The organism is Nocardiopsis valliformis DSM 45023, from assembly GCF_000340985.1.
Lineage (GTDB): Bacteria > Actinomycetota > Actinomycetes > Streptosporangiales > Streptosporangiaceae > Nocardiopsis > Nocardiopsis exhalans.
This window is the reverse complement of record NZ_ANAZ01000024.1, coordinates 35923-53535: the sequence shown is the minus strand read 5'-3', so window position 1 is coordinate 53535 and position 17613 is coordinate 35923. Positions and strand designations below refer to the sequence as shown.

Genomic DNA, 17613 nt, shown 5'->3' with positions numbered 1-17613 from the left:
CTAGTGGCACCGAACCTGATCGTGGTCAAACTCGGCGGCTTCGTCACTCCGGAGCGGGCCCTGGACGACGTGGCCGCCCACACCGCCGAGGGTGCGGAGATCATCCTGGTGCACGGGGGCGGAGCCGAGGCGGACCGTTTGGCGGAGCGCCTCGGAGTACCCCTCGGGGTGCTGGTCTCACCGGACGGCACGCACAGCAGGCGTACCGATGACGCCGCGCTCGACGTGCTGGCCATGGCGTTGCTGGGCAGGGTGAAGCCGCAACTGGTCCAGGGCCTGCACACACGCGGCGTCAAGGCGTTCGGTCTCAGCGGTGCCGACGGGGCGCTCGTCCGGGCCGAACGCAGGACCGCCCTGCGCTCGGTGGAAGACGGCCGGGTCCGGTTGGTGCGCGACGACCTCTCCGGCCGCATCACCGGAGTCTCACCCGGGTTCCTCCGCGGCCTGCTCGAAGCCGGGACGGTACCGGTGGTCTCACCGCCGGCAGTGGGCGACGACGGCCGCCTGCTCAACGTCGACGCCGATCAGCTGGCCTCATGCGTCGCGGTCGCCCTGGGCGCACGGGCCCTGGTGATGCTGACGGACACGCCGGGCGTTCTGACGGACCGCCGGGACGCCGAGACTTTGGTACGCACGCTCGCGGAACTCCCCGACTACGTTTCCGGCCGGATGCGCCACAAGGTCCGGGCGGCTCTGCGCGCACAGCGGGCGGGCGTGCGCGCAATCGTCTCCTCGGCCTCCGCGGACCGGCCGGTCCAGGCGGCTCTGCGGGGAGCGGGCACCGAGTTCCCGGTCACCGGGGAGGCCCGCGAGTGAGCGCCTTCGACACGCGTCCCGCCCGGTTGCTCTGGAACATGCTGCACATCCCCTCCGTCTCGGGCAACGAGGGCAGACTCGCTTCCTACCTCGCCGAGAGGATGTCCGAGTTCGGCATGGATTCCCGCATCGACGAGGCGGGGAACGTCCACGGCGTGATCGGACCCCCGGACCGGCCGACGGTGATGCTTCTCGGCCACATCGACACCGTGCCCGGGAATATCCCGGTGTGCCGGGTGGGCGACCTGGTGTACGGGAGGGGGGCGGTGGACGCCAAGGGCCCCATGGCCGCCATGATCTGCGCGGCGGCCGCCTCCTCAGGGGCCCGGGTGCACGTGGTGGGCGCGGTCGGGGAGGAGGTGCCCGGGTCCGTGGGCGCGCGGCACGTGCTGAGCACGGCGCTGCGCCCCGACGCCGTGGTGATCGGCGAGCCCAGCGGATGGAACGGGGTCTGCCTCGGGTACAAGGGCAGGATCGGGGTCCGCTACTCGGTCAGCCAACCTCCCATGCACACGAGCAGCCCGGTGCCCACCGCCGTCGAGGACGCCGTCCGCCTGTTCCGGCGGATCCAGGAGTACGTGCTCGGGGTGTCATCGTCCGCCGACCCCATCGCGTTCGGCTCGGCCAGCGCGACCCTGGTCCGGCTGGAGGGCGGTCTGAGCAGGGCCGAGGCCTTCATCACCTGTCGTGTGCCGCCGGGGTTCGACTTCGACCGGTTCGAGGAGTACGTCCGCGGTCACGCGACCGGCCGGGTCTGGTTCGACGAGCGGGTGTCCGCCGTCCACCGCAGGCGCAGCGACGCGGTCGCGAGCACGCTGCGTTCGGAGATCGTCGCCGAAGGAGGCGAACCGGTCATGAAGCGCAAGGCCGGGACCTCCGACATGAACGTCCTGGAAGAGACGTGGAGGGGGTTGCCGATGGTGGCCTATGGGCCGGGCGACGCACACCTGGACCACACCAGGGACGAGCACATCTCGATCGGTGAACTGCTCCGGTCGGTCAGGGTGCTGAACCGGGCCCTGCCGAGGCTCGCGGACCTGGTGTCGGCCGGGCGGATCACCCGCCCGCCGGGACGGGCACTGGCGGTCACGAGCGAGAAGGGGACCGACTGATGCGACTCGAGGACCGGATCGTCATGATCACGGGCGCGGCCCGCGCCCTGGGCCGCTCGCACTCCCTGTTGTTCGCCAGGGAAGGGGCCGACCTGCTGTTGGTTGACAGCTGCGGCGCGGACGGGCCCTACCCGCTCGCCGAGCGGAAGCAGCTGGAGGAGACAGCCCAGGCCTGCCGCGGGCTTGGCAGCCGGGTCGTGACCGCCGTCGCCGACGTACGGGACTCCGGGCAGGTCGAGGCGGCGGTGGCCGCGGGGATGAGGGAGTTCGAGCGCATCGACGTCCTGGTGAACAACGCCGGACTGCTCGCCCCCGGCGGGGTCCTGTCGCACGAGCTGAGCGAGGACGACTGGACCAGGGTGCTGGACGTCAACCTCACCGGCACGTGGCGGTGCTGCCGCGCCGTGCTGCCCCACATGGTCGAGCGCCGCTCCGGGGCCATCGTGAACACCGCCTCCACCGGGGGCCGGGTCGCCTTCGAGATGTTCTCCAACTACGTGGCCTCAAAGCACGCGGTGGTGGGCCTGACCAAGGCGTTGGCCCTGGAGTACGGGCGCTACGGGATCCGGGTGAACTCGGTGAGCCCGAGCACCGTCGCGGCGGATCCGGCGCTGGGCACCGGGAGCACGGCCGACGTGGCCCGGCGGATGGGCGCCTCCCTGGAGGACTACGAACGCGGATCGTCCTCGTACCACGCGCTCGGCCGGTTGGTCTCGGCACAGGAGGTCTCCGCGGCCTGCCTGTGGCTGGCGAGTCCGGAGTCGGGGGGCGCTACGGGGACGGACCTGCTGGTCGACGGGGGTTTCACCGCGAGATGACCGAAGAACCCGGGATCCGAGAAGGAGGAGCCGTGGCCGAGAGCCCTCGGACGGCAGCCGATCACGACGCCCTGGAACGTCGTATCGCCGCGCTGACGCCCGCCCAACGACGCCTGTTCGAGCGTGTCCTCGCCCTGGAGGGCACCGGACGGGACGGTCTGCCCAGGCGTCCGCTGGGGGAGACGGAGATACCCGTCTCCTTCGAGCAGGAACGCCTGTGGTTCATGAACGCGCTGGTGTCCTACCGGCAGATCTTCCACGTCCCGATCGCCCTGCGCCTGCGCGGTCCGCTCCGGCCCCGGGCTCTCGAACGCGCTCTGGCCGGTTTGGTCGATCGGCACGAGGCGCTGCGGACGGTCTTCCGGGAGGGCCGCACCGGACCGTGCCAGGTGGTGCTCGACCGGATGCGGGTCCCCCTCGTCGTCGAGGACTGCAGCGGCGCGGCCGATCCCCTGGCCGAGGCCCGGCACCGGGCCTCGGAATCGGTGTCCGAACCCTTCGACCTCGGTTGCGGCCCCCTGTTCCGGTGCCGCCTGTACGAGCTGGGCGACCAGGACCACGTCCTGGCCCTGGTCCAGCACCACATCATCTCCGACTACTGGTCGCTCGGGATCCTCCTGGCGGACCTCGGCAGCCTCTACGACGCCGAGACCGGCGGGGCGGATGCGCTCGAACCGCTGGACCTGCACTATGCGGACTTCGCCCACTGGCAGCGGAGCGAAGACAACGCGGAGGCCTTCGAACAGGGACTCGCCTACTGGCTCGAGCGGCTGTCCGACGCCCAGGACGCGCTGGAACTGCCCACGGACCGGCCCCGTCCGGCGATCCGCAGCAGTCAGGGCGCCTTCCAGCACATCGAGTTCCCCGCCGAGACCGTTCGACTCCTCAGCGCCCTGGCCAAGGAGGAGTCCACCACGCTCCTCGGGGTCTTCCTCGCCCTGTACTCCGGTTTCCTCGGCAGGGTGGCCCGGACGGACTCGGTGGTGGTGGGGGTACCGGTCGCCGCCCGGAGCCGACCCGAGACCCAGCGCATGGTCGGGTACTTCCTCAACTGGCTGCCCCTGCGCGTGGACCTCGCCGGCAGACCGTCGCTGCGCGAACTCGTCCGTCGCGCGGGGCGGGCGCTCACCGAGGCCATGGCGCACCAGGACCTCCCGTTCGACGTGCTGGTGCGCGAACTCCGCCACACGCGCCGGCCCGGGACGACACCGATCTTCCAGACCTCGTTCAGCCTGCGCGACGGCGCACCCGAACCCCCTCGGCTGGGCGGGGTCGAGACCTCGTTTTTGGACCTGGAGGGCGGCGCGACGCACTTCGATCTGATGGCCGAGCTCTGGCGCGAGGACGATCGCGTTATCGGGTACCTGCCGTTCGACGACGAGCTGTTCGACAGGTCAACCGTCCAGAGGTACGCCGACTGGCTCGGCCGCCTGGCCGGTGAGGGCTCCGCCGACCCGGACCGGCCGTTCGCGGCGCTCCCGCTCCTCTCACCGGAGGAGGAGAGCAGAGCCGCGGGCACCGGCCCGGCCGAGGCGGTGCCGGTCACCGGCACCCTGCACGACCTGTTCGCCGAACAGGCGCGGCTCAGGCCCGAGGCGATCGCGGTGACCGACGCCGACCGCCACCTCACCTACCGGGAACTGCGTGAACGGGTTGACCGCATCGCGTGTTCGCTCCGGGACCACGGGGTCGGACCGGGCTCCGTCGTGGGGGTCGTGCTCGACCGCACGGCGGACCTCGTGGCCGGGATCATCGGAGTCCTCTCCTGCGGCGCGGCCTACATGCCGGTGGACCCGAACAACCCCGCGTCGAGGACGGCTGGCCAGTTCGCCGACTACTCCGTCAGAACCGTCCTGGCCGACGGGGCCGCACGGGGGCGGCTCCCCGAAGGCGGATTCAGCATCCTGTGGCTGGACGAGAATCCAGCCGGGACGGACGCCCCCGCGCCCGGGGCCGTTCATGTGCGGGTCCCGCCCTCCGCACCCGCCTACGTCATCCACACGTCGGGGTCGACCGGAGAGCCCAAGGGGGTCCTGGTCTCGCATGAGAACGTCCTCCGGCTCCTCTCGGCCTCCGAACGGTTCTTCGCACCGGGGCCCGAGGACGTCTGGACCCTGTTCCACTCCGCCTCCTTCGACTTCTCGGTGTGGGAGCTGTGGGGGTGCCTGGCCCACGGAGGACGGCTGGTGGTGGTCCCCCAGTGGATGACCCGTGCACCGGACGTGTTCCTCGACCTGGTGGCGAGGGAGAAGGTCACCGTGCTCAACCAGACACCCTCCGCCTTCGCCCAGTTCTCCGCCGTCGCCCTGGCCGAGCGGCGCCCGCTGGCCCTGCGCCACGTGGTGTTCGGAGGGGAGGCGCTCGACCACTCCGCGCTGAGCCCGTGGTTCGACGCCTTCGGGGACGAGCACCCCCAACTGTCCAACATGTACGGCATCACCGAGACCACCGTCCACGTCACCTACCGCAGGGTCACCGCGGCCGACATCGCACAGACGCGTTCCCTCATCGGAGACCCCTTGCCGGACCTGTCTCTCTACATCCTCGACGATGATCTGCGGCCGGTCCCGGACGGTGTCCCCGGCGAGATCCACGTCGGTGGCGCCGGGGTGGCCCTGGGATACCAGAACTCGCCCGAGCTGACCGCCGAGCGGATGCTGCCCGACCCCTTTAGCCGAAGCCCCGGCGGCCGCATGTACCGCACCGGGGACATCGCGATCCGCCTGGCACAGGGTGAGGTCGCCTACCTGGGCCGGGCCGACCAGCAGCACAAGATCCGCGGCCACCGCGTGGAGCTCGGAGAGGTGCTGTCCGCGGTCAACCGCCTCGACGGTGTGGCCGAGGGAGCGGTGGCCGCCGAGGAGGGGCCGACGGGCGACAAGATCTTGGTCGCCTACGTGGTGGCCGCACCCGGGGCGACGCTCACGCCCACACGTGTGCGGCGCGCCCTGCTGGCCTCCCTGCCCGAATGGGCGGTGCCCTCGACCGTGGTCGTGGTGGAGGCGCTGCCGCTCACCCCGAACGGCAAACTCGACCGCGGTGCCCTGGCCGCCCTCCGGCAGCGGGACACCGAGGTCGCTGTCCGCGGGTCCCGGCCCCCGTCGGGTGGGACCGAGACGGCCCTCGCCGCGATCTGGTCGGAAATCCTCGGCCGCGACGGGATCGGCGCGCAGGACGACTTCTTCGAGCTGGGCGGGCACTCCCTCATGGTGGTCCGACTCGTGTCGTCGATTCGGCATCGCCTGGGGGTCCACCTGCCGATGGAGACGCTGTTCCAGAACTCCGAGCTGGAGGCGCTGGCGACGGTGGTCGACCGGCTGGAACGGGCACCGGCGGAAGAGGGCCCGGAACCGGAAGCCGAAGAGGTCGCGGGAACACCGGCCGTCACCGGGGCGGAGGCCGCGGACCTCGCGAGGATGCGGGCCGACGTCGGCGCCAGGATGGCCTCCGTGCCTGTTCCGCAGAGCCCTCTGCCGGTCGGCGACGACCAGGTCGTCCTCCTGACCGGGGCCACCGGCTTCGTTGGCCGCTTCACCCTCGCGGAACTGCTCTCCAGAGGCCTGCGGGTCGTCTGCCTCGTCCGCGACGCCGACTCCCGCGAGGACGAGCTCCGCCGGAGCCTGAGCGCCCTCGGAGCGCGCTGGGAGGACGTTCGGTCCCGCCTGGAGCTGGTGGCGGGGGACATCGTCTCGCCCCGGCTCGGCCTCAGCGCCGAACGATACGCCGACCTTTCCGAACGGGTGGGCCGCGTCGTCCACGTCGCGGCGTGGGTCAACCACCTCTATCCCTACCGCGAACTCGCCGAGGTCAACGCGCACAGCGTGCCCGCGCTCCTGGAGTTCGCGTCCACCGGACGGCGCAAGAGCGTCACGGCCGTCTCCACCAGCGCCGTCCTGGAATCACCCTCCTACGGAGGAGGCGTCGAGGTCGCCAACGGCCCCCTGCAGGCCCTGCCGTCCGAACGCAACGGCTACGCGCGGTCCAAGGCCGTCGGTGAGATCTACCTGGCCCACTCCCGCGAACTGGACGTCCCGGTCACCATCGTCCGGTGCCCCAGCGTCTACGGAGCCCGGGGGCGGTACCAGGTCAACGAAGCGGACTACATCTGGAGCTGGAGCAGGGCCATCGTCGCGACCGGGCACTACCCGGCCGAATTCGACACCCCCGGCAACCGGCTCTTCCAGGCCCTGCCGGCTGACGCGGTGGCCAAGCTCCTTGCCGACCTGGGACACCCGGAGGACCGCTCCGGATGCCGTTACGTCAACGCCATCCCGAACACCGTCGGCCACACGCACGACCTCCTGGACGGTCTACGAGAGGCCGGCCACCGCCTCGAACCCATGACCGACCGACTCTGGTACGCGCGCGTCGGCCGACTCGACCCCCAGAAGATCTGGGTCGCCGGTATCGCCACCGAACTCTCCGAACTCCCCGACGCCTCCGTCGTGCGGCTGCAGTTGCGCCGGTTTCGGTCAGACGAGGAACCGAGCGTCTCGCGTTTCGTCGAGGAACAGGCCATCGCCGCCCCCTCGGACATCGCGGGCTACGTGCGAACCCTGATGGGCTCCGACGAAGAAGCCCCCTAGAACGCCCCCGACCCGAGAACGCCTTCGACGGCACGCGGTGGAACACCGTTCCGTCGCCGCTGAGCCCCCACCTTCCTCAAGCGTCACGCCAGCGAAAGGAAACCGTTGAGCTCCGACGACCGCACCTACGAAGTTGTCCGAAACCACGAGGAGCAGTACTCCATCTGGCTCGCCGACCGGGACGTTCCCGCCGGTTGGGACACGACGGGCTTCCAAGGCGACAAGGACGCCTGTCTCGAGCACATCGCGCAGGTCTGGACCGACCTGCGACCGCTGAGCCTGCGTAACCGTCTGCGCAGTGAACAGGGAGAGGGTGTTTGAAGAGATGACCCACAACCAGGACGACGCCATCGCGATCGTCGGCATGAGCTGCAGGTTCGCACCGGATCTCGATACCCCCGACAAGCTGTGGTCAGCACTGCAGGACGACCCGCCGCCGGTGGGCGAGATGCCGGCCAAACGCTGGGACCCCTATATCGCGGGTAGTCCCGAGGCGACCGCCATCCTGAGGAAGACCACCCGCAAAGGACTCTTCCTCGACGACATCGAGGGCTTCGACGCGGAGTTCTTCAAGATCACCCCGCGCGAGTCCGAATACCTCGACCCCCAGCAGCGCATACTCCTGGAGCTGTCGTGGGAGGCGCTGGGCGACGCGGGGATACCGCCGCTCTCCCTCGGCAAGTCGGACACCGCCGTGTACGTCTCGGCGAACTCCAACGACTACGGCCGACGCCTCCTGGAGGACATCCCCCGCACCGGAGCCTGGGCGGTCAACGGCACCACCTACTACGGGATGGCCAACCGGATCTCCTACTTCCTGGATCTGCGCGGCCCCAGCATCGCTGTGGACACCGCCTGCGCCGGATCGCTCACCGCCCTGCACACCGCGGGACTGAGCCTGCGCTCGGGGGAGACTTCCCTTGCGATCGTCGGCGGTATCAACATCATGGCCTCACCGGCCCTGGTCGTCGCGCTGGACGCGGCGGGGGCCACGGCGCCGGACGGTCGCAGCAAGGCGTTCGACCGCAGGGCCGACGGATACGGCCGAGGCGAGGGCGCGGCGGTCATGGTGCTCAAGCGCCTCTCCGACGCGCGGCGCGACGGCGACACCGTCCATGCCCTGATCGCGGGCAGCGGTGTCTACCAGGACGGCAGGTCCGACGGCATGATGGCCCCTGACGGGGACGCGCAGGAGAACATGCTGCGGGGTGTCTACGGCTCCTCGGGGATCGACCCCGCGTCGGTGGACTACGTGGAGGCGCATGGAACGGGCACCCCCCTCGGGGACCGGGCCGAGACCCAGGCCATGTCCAAGGTGTTCGGAGTGGCGCGCCCGCAGGGCCGGCCCCTGCTCTTCGGAACCCTCAAACCCACCATTGGCCACGTCGAGGCCGCGTCCGGGATCGCGGGCGTCATGAAGGCCGTGCTGGCCCTGAAACACGAGAGCATCCCGGTCAGCCCGCACGAGGAGGTCAACCCCGACCTGGAACTCGACAGCGCCGGCCTGCGCCTGGTGGCGGAGCAGCAGGAGTGGCCCCGGGGCGATCGCCCCCGCTTCGCTGGTGTCTCCAGCTACGGGGTCGGCGGCACCATCGCCCACCTGGTCCTCAAGGAGGCTCCGGCCGACTTGGCCGCCGAGAAGGGCGCAACCACGTCGGGGGAGGGCGGCACACCCGTCCTGCTGCCCGTGTCCGCGGAATCGGACAGGGGGCTGAGGGCGCTGGCCGGGGCCCAGGCGGACTGGCTGCGCGACCACCCCGACACCCCGCTTGAATCGGTGGCTCACACGCTGGCCCAGAGGCGCTCCCACCTGACCGCTCGAGCGGCCGTCGTCGCGTCCTCGGTGGAGGAGGCGACCGGCCTCCTGGCGAACCTCGCCGACGACCACAGGTCCCCCGGGATCCTGGTCGGCCGGGCCGGGGCCGCCGAGGGGACCCAGGCGGTCTGGGTCTTCTCCGGGCACGGGTCGCAGTGGACCGGCATGGGACGTGAGCTGCTCCGGGACGACCCGGTGTTCGCCTCGGCGATCGACGACCTGGCGGACGTGTACCGGGACGAGGTCGGCTGGACACCCAGGGAGGCCATCGAGGAGGGCGGTCCCTGGACCGTCTCACGCGTGCAGGCCATGACCTTCGCCATGCAGGTCGCCCTCGCCGACGTCTGGTACGCGAAGGGGCTGCGCCCCGGCGCCGTCCTCGGCCATTCGGTGGGCGAGATAGCGGCATCCGTCATCGCCGGTGCCCTGGACCGCGAGTCGGCCGCCCGCTTCGCCTGCCGCCGCGCCGCCGCGCTGGAGTCCGTCGCGGGTGCGGGCGCCATGGCCCTCGTGGGGCTCGGCTTCGAGGAGACCAGGGCACGGTTGGCCGACCACGAGGGGGCCGACGCCGCCATCGCGGCCAGTACCCGCTCCACCGTGGTCTCGGGTGACGTCGGCGTCGTGGCGGCGCTGTCGGAGGAACTGCGTGCCGAAGGGCTGGAGGTTCGTCCGGTCAACACCGACGTGGCCTTCCACAGCTCGCACGTGGACACGGTGCTCCCGGAGGTCGCCGAGGCCGCGGCCCGGCTCTCGGCGGGGCCGCCGAACATACCCCTGTACAGCACTGCGCACGAAGACCCGCGATCGGCGGTCCCGAGAGAGGGCGGCTACTGGGAGACCAACCTGCGGGAACCGGTGCGCTTCGCCGAAGGGATCCTGGCGGTGCTGGAGGACGGCGCCCGCACCTTCCTGGAAGTGTCGTCCCATCCGGTCGTCGCCCACTCGATCACCGAGTGCGCGATCGACGCGGGGATCGAGGACGTGACCGTCGCGGTGAGCCTCCGGCGTGACCAGCCCGAGGCCGAGACACTGACAGCCAACCTCGGCCGCCTCTTCTGCGCCGGTGTCCAGGTGGACTGGCGGTACGAGGGGACCCTGCTCCCGCTGCCCGCCGTGGTCTGGCAGCACCGTCCCTACTGGATCTTCCCGGACGGGCCGGAGGAGCACCGGGGGAGGGGGCACGACCCCGACACCCACACCCTGCTGGGAGGCCTGGGCACGGTCGCCAGCGCGCCCTACCAGAAGGTGTGGCAGACCCACCTGGACATGTCCAACCGGCCCTACGCGCAGGACCACAAGGTGGTCGGAGTGGAGACGGTCCCGGCATCGGTCGTCATCAACTCGTTCGCGGCGGCAGCCGCCCACGAGGGCGAGGACCCGCCGGGCCTGACCGACCTCGTCCTGCGCATCCCCCTCGCGGCGACCCCTCCCCGGGTGGTCCAGGTCGTCCTCGACCAGAACCAGATCCGCCTGGCGAGCCGTCTGCGGCGCGAGGACGACGGCACCGACGAAGCCGACCAGGGCGACGAGTGGATCACCCACTCCACCGCCTCCGTGGACCGCTCCATGACGGTGGGCGCACGGCGGTTGGAGCCGATCGAGGACATCCGTGCGCGCTGCACCCAGGAGTGGTCCTGGAAGCGGGTCGACGACGTCTTTCGCAACATGGGGGTGGAAGGCTATACGTTCCCCTGGGTGGTGGAGGAGTTGCGGCGCAACGAGGTCGAACAACTGGCCGTCGTCACCATCGACCACACCCCCAAGCTGCACCCGAGCAGTTGGACGGCGGTCATCGACGGTGCCCTGACCGTCAGCGGCGTGCTGGTGACCCAGGAGGACTCACGAACACTGCGCACGTCCTCCCACCTGGAGTCGATCGTGTTCCGCGGCGACCCGCCCGGCCGTGTGGTGGTGCACACCACGCGCTCGCCCCAGTCCCCGGCGACCACCATCGACGTGCTGGTCGCTGACGAGGACGGCAACATCCTGTGTGAGGCGAAGGGCCTGCGCTTCACCCAGGTCCACGACCGGCCCGGGAGCGTGCTCTCCCCGCGTCAGCTCGTTCACGAGACCGTGTGGCGGCCGATCGAGCTGCCCGGGGAACGGCGGCCGTTGCGCGCCGCCGTGCTCCTGGGCGATCCGGCGGTCACGTCCGGCCTGGAGAGGGCCCTGAGTTCCCGGGGGATCGACGTCACACGACTGGGCGAGCCCGGCGACCTGATGGACCTTCCCGACGATCACCAGGGCGCGGTCCTGGTGGCACCCGAGCCGCTGCGCGACGGTGAGACGGTCGAGAGAGCCTCTGAACGGTGCGCATGGTCGCTCATCGACGCGGCCCAGTGCCTCGCGCGACGCGGGTCGGGGCCCGTCAGCTCCACCGCTTCCCCGCTTCGGCTCTGGTGCCTCAGCCAGGGGGTGCGTGACCTGGTGAACGAATCCTCCCTGCCCCAGGCTCCGTTGTGGGGGGTCTCCAGGATCATCGCTGGTGAGCGTTCGGACCTGTGGGGCGGGGCGATCGACATCGAGAACGGGCTGGACCCGACCGCCGACGGGACCGCGGACCTGCTGGTCGATCTCCTCGAACGGGTGGAACCCTCGGAGGACGTCGTCTCGCTCACCTCCGACGGTGCCTACGCCGTACGCCTGACGTCGGTGGAACGGCAGCTATCGGAACAGCCACTGGAATGCCAGCCCGATGGGACGTACCTGATCACCGGTGGTCTGGGCGGGCTCGGGCTGGAGACCGCCCGGTACCTGGTCGAGCGCGGTGCGCGCCGCCTCGTCCTGGTGGGCCGCCGAGGACTGCCGCCCCGCTCCGAATGGGGGCTGGTGGACGACCCGGGGCTCCGCGCCGGTATCGACGCGGTGCTCGCGCTGGAAGGCGTGGGGGTGACCGTGCGGCCCCTCTCCCTGGACATCTCGAACGAGGAGGAGGTCGCCGCTGCCCTCGACCCTTCCGAGCTTGGTCTGCCGCCCATCCGGGGAGTGGTCCACGCGGCCGGTGTGGTGTCGGACGCCCTGGTGGACAAGACCGATCCCCAGAACCTGCGGACCACCCTCGGCCCGAAGGCCGGCGGGGCCATGGTGCTGCACCGGCTCTTCCCGCCCGGGACGCTGGACTTCTTCACCATGTTCTCGTCCTGTGGCCAGTTCGCTCGCCTGACCGGGCAGGCGAGCTACGCGGCGGCCAACTCGTTCCTGGACGGGCTCGCGGCCCTTCGCAACTCCGGGGGCTCCACGGAGACCACCAGTCTCGCGTGGACGCAGTGGCGCGGCGTGGGCATGGGTGAGAGCACTGCGAGCTCCACGATCGTGGAAGCCGAGGCACGCGGCCTGGGCGGTATCTCCCTGACCGAGGCGTTCCGGTCCTGGACGTTCTCCGACCGCTTCGGACTGCCGTACTACGCGATCCTGCGCGTGATGCCGGACCGCTCCCTGCGGGTCTTCTCCGAGCTGGAGGACGTGGCTGGCGCTGACGGTGCCGAGAGCGGGTCCGGAGCGGTGGACTGGTCGGCCCTGCCGGCGGAGGAGTTGGCCGCGGCGGTGCTGGGCGAGACGCATGAGCAGGTCGCGGCCGAGCTCAACCTGTCCACCGATGACGTGGAGATCGACCGGCCCCTGGTCGAGCTGGGCGTGGACTCGGTGATGACGGTCGGGCTCCGGGTCCGGCTGCACCGCCGGTTCGGTGTGGACCTGCCGCCGACCATCCTCTGGAGCAACCCGACGATCCGTTCCATCGGTGAGCTGCTCACCGGTGAACTGGGAGAGGACGGCGCGGACGACGAAACCGAAGCCGTCGAGGCGGAGGCCGGCGCGGCCGTGTGACGCGACCGCGCGACCGGGTACTGCGGGGCCGGGCCACCGGCTCCGCAGTACCCGGGGTCCCGCGGCCCCGAACCGAACGATCAGGAGTGGAATTGGGTTTTCTCACCGTGCCCGGTGCTGAGCTGTACTACGAACTCTCCGGTTCGGGACCGCTGTTGCTGCTGATTCCCGGAGGCACGGACGACTCGCGTGACTTCCGGGGGCTCGTTCCCCTGCTGGAGACCTACTTCACCGTGCTCACCTACGACTGCCGGGGGGTCTCGCGCAGCAGACTGATCGGGACCCCGACGGGAGTTCCCGTGGAGACCCAGGCCGAGGACGCCTGGGATCTGCTGAGCCAGGTCGGCGGGGGACCCGCGCACGTTTTCGGAACGAGCGGCGGCGGGCAGACCGGGCTGGAACTCGCGGCCCGTTACCCCGGTGCGGTGACCACGCTCGTGACGCACGAGCCGCCGGTGGCCCGGTTTCTGCCGGAGTGGGACACCCGCCGGGACGTGGTTCCCGGCGTGTGCGAGATCTACCGCCGGCAAGGGGCAGACAGGGCGATGGAGGCCTTCGTGTCCGGATCAGGGCTGACCGACGTCCTGGATCCGGTCCGGCACGCTCCGGAAAGCCCCCGAGCCACGCTCCTGGCCCAGGAGAGGGCCGTCCGGATGCGCGGGAACCTAGACCACTTCCTGTCACGCGTCCTGTCGTTTGTCGTCGACTACCAACCGGACATCGACGCGCTGGAGGCATCGGGAACGCGGATCGTGGTGGGTGTCGGCGGTACGTCGCGGAACCAGTTCGCCCACGACACCGGCCTGGCGCTGGCCGACCGCCTGGGCACAAGCCCGGTCGCCTTCCCCGGGGGCCACGCGGGTTTCGTCACCCACCCCGTCGGCTTCGCCGCCCGCCTGCGCGAGCTGTTGGGCGCGTAGCCGGGTGCGTTCGGAGGCACGCCTCAGCGGTCGCGGGACCTCAACACGCAGAACTCGTTTCCCTCCGGGTCGACGAGTACCGTCCAGGCCTCGTCCTTCTGTCCCACGGAGGTTTCGCGAGCGCCCATGTGGAGCAGTCGGCCGACCTCGGCGTCCCAGTCGTCGTCCGCGTGCGGGGCCAGGTCCATGTGCAGCCGGTTCTTGACCTTCTTGTCCTCCGGGACCCGGACGAACACCATTCCCGGCGGGTAGCGCGTCCACTCGTCGTGCGGCACGGGTTCAGTGCTGATCCACGGCGGGATGACCACCGTCTCCTCGTCTGACTGGTGGATGATGCGCCAACTGAGTACGTCGGCCCACCACCGGCCCTGAGACACGGGATCGTGGCAGTCGATGACATTGCTGTACCAGCGGACCGGCATCTCTCCCCCTCGAGTGCGGTTCGGTCGGCATCCTCGGCCACCCACATTATCACTTTCGGTATTGATTCGATCGCGGAAGGCGATATTCGAGGATGCCAAGTCGGGGGAGATGCAGGGGCGGTGCGTGGAGTCAGCTGCCCTTGGCTTCCAGGGCCCCCTTGCGGCGCAGCCGATCCACCCATGCCTGGGCGGTGTACCGGGGGACTTCGAAGTGCAGGGCCAGCTTGCCCACGCTCTCGGTGCGGAGGAAGATCTTCTTCACCTCTTCCGCGTCGGGCATGCGCCGGTAGGGGCGGCGTGACTCCCCGTCGGGGGACTTGGCCTTCGCCGACCCTTCGGTCAGACCCTTCCGCGGGGCGGGGTCGGTCGGCGGGCCGTCGCCGCTCAGCGAGCGAACGAAGGTCTCGAAGTTGGCGTTGCGCACCGCTTCGAAGGGGATGTCGGATTCCCCGGGTAGCTGGATGTTCAGTTCACGCAGTTGGGGTGCGCCGTCCTGCATGAAGTGCACCGTGGCGTTCACCTGGCCCACGTTGTCTTCGTGTTCTTCACTGTCGTCGTAGAACTTGATGCTCACGACGCACTTCTTCAGTGTGCTCACTGAAAGAGCCTCCCTTCAGCCAAGGCGGTGTGGTCCCTGAGTGTCGCCCGAAAGCTTTCGCGAACGCACCGTGAGGATTGAAGCGCCTCGGAGGGAAGACCCCGCAGACTTTCCCCCCATTCCCATCAGAATACACCATGTGAACTGGCAGAACGTTCGGCGACTGTACGAGAGACTCTCCCGTATGTATCACTACTCTACGTGATACGACGTGGCGAGTAAAATGCAGATTCCTTCGCCTTTGGCGCTGTGTGCTCTCTCTGTGACTGTCGGAGACGGCTAGGGCCGGTGTAACAACCGGTCTGGGCACTGGAGATTCGGTGCCGGGTTCCGCATAGAGTCCCTCCCGGAGAGGTGTTCTGCGCGGAACCAGCACGACACACGCTTCACCGAGAGAGCACACGGTGTGGTCACTCGACCGGCTGGGGGTCCAGGTAGTGCTCGCGGCACAGGAAGGCGTGCCGGGAGAAGTCGCTGAAGACGCCGTCCACGCCCGCGTCGAAGAAGGCCTCGTACTCGGCGGCGAAGCCCCCGTAGTCCTTGGGGTCGCCGTCCGAGCGCAGGTCGGTGGGCAGGAAGTGGTTCTCGCTGCGGAACGTGTAGGGGTGCACGACCAGGCCGGCCTCGTGGGCGTCCTTGACCAGGTCGGTGGGCTCGCCCAGGGAGCCGTCCTCGTTGGTGGGGATGACCAGGCTCTTGTGCGGGCCGATGGCGTGCGCGAACGCCGCCACCTCGGCCAGACCGTCCGGGGTCGTGTAGTGCAGCCACTCGTCCTCGGTGCCCATCAGGTACACCAGCGGAAGGCCGGTCTCGGCGAGCTTGCGCAGGCTCTCGGCCTCGAAGGACTGGAGGAAGACGGGGACCTTGGGCTCCTCGCCGACCAGCTCGGCCTCGCGCAGCGCGGCGATCAGCGGGGGTTCGAGGTCCAGACCCTGCTCCACGTGGTGGGCCGGGTGCTTGGTCTCGGGGTAGATCCCGATCGGGCGGCCCAGCTCCTTGGTGAGGGAGAAGGCCAACTCGATGACCTCCTGCAGGGTCGGGATCTCGTAGGTCCCGTCCATCACCGCGTTCTCCGGGCGGACCTCGGCCATCCGCTCCCGGGCGCGCAGGGTCTTGATCTCGGCGAGGGTGAAGTCCTGAGCGTAGAACCCCTCGACCTCGCGGCCGTCGATGGTCCGCGTGGTGCGCCGGTCCGCGAACTCGGGGCGGTCGGCCACGTCCGTGGTCTCGCCGATCTCCTGTTCGTGGCGGCAGATCAGCTGGCCGTCCTTGGTGGCGACCAGGTCCATCTCGATGAAGTCGCCGCCGTGGCGGGCGCCCAGCTCGTACGAGGCCAGGGTGTGCTCGGGCCGGTGACCGGAAGCCCCCCGGTGGGAAATGATCGTGATGGGGAGTTCGGTCTTCTTGTTCCTGCGCACAGTGGAACCGTCCTGGGAAACGATGATCGGAAGAAGGAGAAGGAGGCCGACCCACGCGCGGCGGGTCGGCCTCCATTCTCCAACGTCCGCGGACCGATTCAGGACGGCCTTGCGGTGGGCTCGCTTACGAGAGCTTGCCGAGCACGTAGTCGATGCACTCGGTGAGCGCGTTGACGTCGCTGGGCTCCACGGCCGGGAACATCGCCACGCGCAGCTGGTTGCGGCCCAGCTTGCGGTAGGGCTCGGTGTCCACGATGCCGTTGGCGCGCAACACCTTGGCGATCTGGGCGGCGTCGACGTCGTCGGTGAAGTCGATGGTGCCGACCACCTGGGAGCGCTGGGCCGGGTCGGTGACGAACGGAGTCGCGACCGGGGAGCGGTCCGCCCAGTTGTAGAGGATCGAGGAGGACTCGTGGGTGCGCGCCACGGTCCACTTGAGCCCGCCCTGGCTGTTCATCCACTCCAGCTGCTCGGCGAGGAGCAGCAGCGTGGCCACGGCCGGGGTGTTGTAGGTCTGGTCCTTGGCGGAGTTGGCCACCGCCGTGGTCAGCGAGAAGAACTCGGGGATGTAGCGGCCGCTCGCCGCGATCTCCTCGACCCGGGCCAGGGCCTTGGGCGACATGACCGCGAGCCACAGGCCGCCGTCCGCGGCGAAGCTCTTCTGCGGGGCGAAGTAGTAGACGTCGGTCTCGGCGATGTCGACCGGCAGGCCGCCCGCGCCGCTGGTGGCGTCCACGAGCACGAGCGCGTCCTCGTCGGCGCCCGCGACCCGCTTGATGGGCGCGGCCACGCCGGTGGAGGTCTCGTTGTGGGTGAGCGCGTACACGTCCACCCCGGCCTCGGCAACGGCCTCGCCGTGGGTGCCGGGGTCGGTGGTGATGACCGTGGGTTCGTCCAGCCAGGGGGCACCCTTGGCGACCTTGGCGAACTTGCTGGAGAACTCACCGAAGGCCAGGTGCTGCGACTTGGAGCGCAGCAGGCCGTGGGCGGCGATGTCCCAGAAGGCGGTGGTTCCGCCGTTGCCCAGAACCACCTCGTAGCCCTCGGGCAGGGAGAAGAGCTCGCTCACCCCGGAGCGGACCCGGCCCACCAGGGATTTGACCGGCTTCTGCCGGTGGGAGGTCCCCAGGTAGTGGGAACCGGACGCGGCGAGGGCGTCGAGCTGGGCCGCGCGGACTTTGGAGGGGCCGCTCCCGAAACGGCCGTCGGCGGGCAGCAGGTTCGCGGGAATCTGAATCTCGGTCACGTCGACCAGCGTAGTGGTGGGCATCGCGACGCCGCC

The 17613-nt window shown here is 70.1% G+C and carries 11 protein-coding genes; 7 read left to right on the top strand and 4 right to left on the bottom strand.

The features are described from left to right. The first annotated feature begins 3 nt into the window (after nt 1–3). The 7 genes from D457_RS0121365 to D457_RS0121335 all read left to right on the top strand — a co-directional run bounded on the left by D457_RS0121365 (nt 4) and on the right by D457_RS0121335 (nt 13893). A complete protein-coding gene (locus tag D457_RS0121365; protein WP_017582715.1) occupies nt 4–816 on the top strand; it encodes a [LysW]-aminoadipate kinase in 813 nt (270 codons plus the stop codon). Further along, complete coding sequence (locus D457_RS0121360) at nt 813–1928, top strand: M20/M25/M40 family metallo-hydrolase (protein ID WP_017582714.1); 1116 nt, start codon at nt 813–815, stop codon at nt 1926–1928. Before D457_RS0121365 ends, D457_RS0121360 begins: the two co-directional genes overlap by 4 nt. Next, nucleotides 1928–2746, top strand: coding sequence for an SDR family oxidoreductase (locus tag D457_RS0121355; RefSeq protein ID WP_017582713.1), 819 nt, complete (start codon nt 1928–1930; stop codon nt 2744–2746). Before D457_RS0121360 ends, D457_RS0121355 begins: the two co-directional genes overlap by 1 nt. Before the next feature lie 32 nt (nt 2747–2778). Further along, nucleotides 2779–7332 carry a non-ribosomal peptide synthetase gene (locus D457_RS33100; RefSeq protein ID WP_017582712.1) on the top strand — a complete coding sequence of 1518 codons (4554 nt, stop codon included), beginning with the start codon at nt 2779–2781 and terminating at the stop codon, nt 7330–7332. Between the two features lie 105 nt (nt 7333–7437). Then, entirely contained in the window at nt 7438–7653 is a 216-nt protein-coding gene (locus tag D457_RS0121345) for an MbtH family protein (protein ID WP_017582711.1), read from the top strand. 4 nt (nt 7654–7657) lie between these two features. Next, nucleotides 7658–12973 (top strand): type I polyketide synthase, encoded by a 5316-nt coding sequence (locus D457_RS0121340; protein WP_017582710.1) that lies wholly within the window; start codon nt 7658–7660, stop codon nt 12971–12973. An 86-nt stretch (nt 12974–13059) separates the two neighbouring features. Next, nucleotides 13060–13893, top strand: a complete 834-nt coding sequence (locus D457_RS0121335; RefSeq protein WP_239646175.1) for an alpha/beta fold hydrolase — start codon at nt 13060–13062, stop codon at nt 13891–13893. 23 nt (nt 13894–13916) lie between these two features. Here D457_RS0121335 and D457_RS0121330 read toward each other — a convergent pair whose 3' ends face one another. The 4 genes from D457_RS0121330 to serC all read right to left on the bottom strand — a co-directional run bounded on the left by D457_RS0121330 (nt 13917) and on the right by serC (nt 17601). After that, nucleotides 13917–14315 (bottom strand): VOC family protein, encoded by a 399-nt coding sequence (locus D457_RS0121330; RefSeq protein ID WP_017582708.1) that lies wholly within the window; start codon nt 14313–14315, stop codon nt 13917–13919. Nucleotides 14316–14445: 130 nt separating this feature from the next. Then, complete coding sequence (locus D457_RS0121325) at nt 14446–14889, bottom strand: hypothetical protein (protein ID WP_239646174.1); 444 nt, start codon at nt 14887–14889, stop codon at nt 14446–14448. 434 nt (nt 14890–15323) lie between these two features. After that, nucleotides 15324–16331 (bottom strand): glycerophosphodiester phosphodiesterase family protein, encoded by a 1008-nt coding sequence (locus tag D457_RS0121320; RefSeq protein ID WP_017582706.1) that lies wholly within the window; start codon nt 16329–16331, stop codon nt 15324–15326. Between the two features lie 124 nt (nt 16332–16455). After that, nucleotides 16456–17601 carry a phosphoserine transaminase gene (gene serC, locus D457_RS0121315; protein ID WP_017582705.1) on the bottom strand — a complete coding sequence of 382 codons (1146 nt, stop codon included), beginning with the start codon at nt 17599–17601 and terminating at the stop codon, nt 16456–16458. Nucleotides 17602–17613: the final 12 nt, after the last annotated feature.

Bases quoted from the DNA above. Each gene is read 5' to 3' on its own strand.
- D457_RS0121355 (WP_017582713.1), top strand. From the start codon at position 1,928: ATGCGACTCGAGGACCGGATCGTCATGATCACGGGCGCGGCCCGCGCC.
- D457_RS0121340 (WP_017582710.1), top strand. From the start codon at position 7,658: ATGACCCACAACCAGGACGACGCCATCGCGATCGTCGGCATGAGCTGC.
- D457_RS0121330 (WP_017582708.1), bottom strand. From the start codon at position 14,315: ATGCCGGTCCGCTGGTACAGCAATGTCATCGACTGCCACGATCCCGTG.
- serC (WP_017582705.1), bottom strand. From the start codon at position 17,601: ATGCCCACCACTACGCTGGTCGACGTGACCGAGATTCAGATTCCCGCG.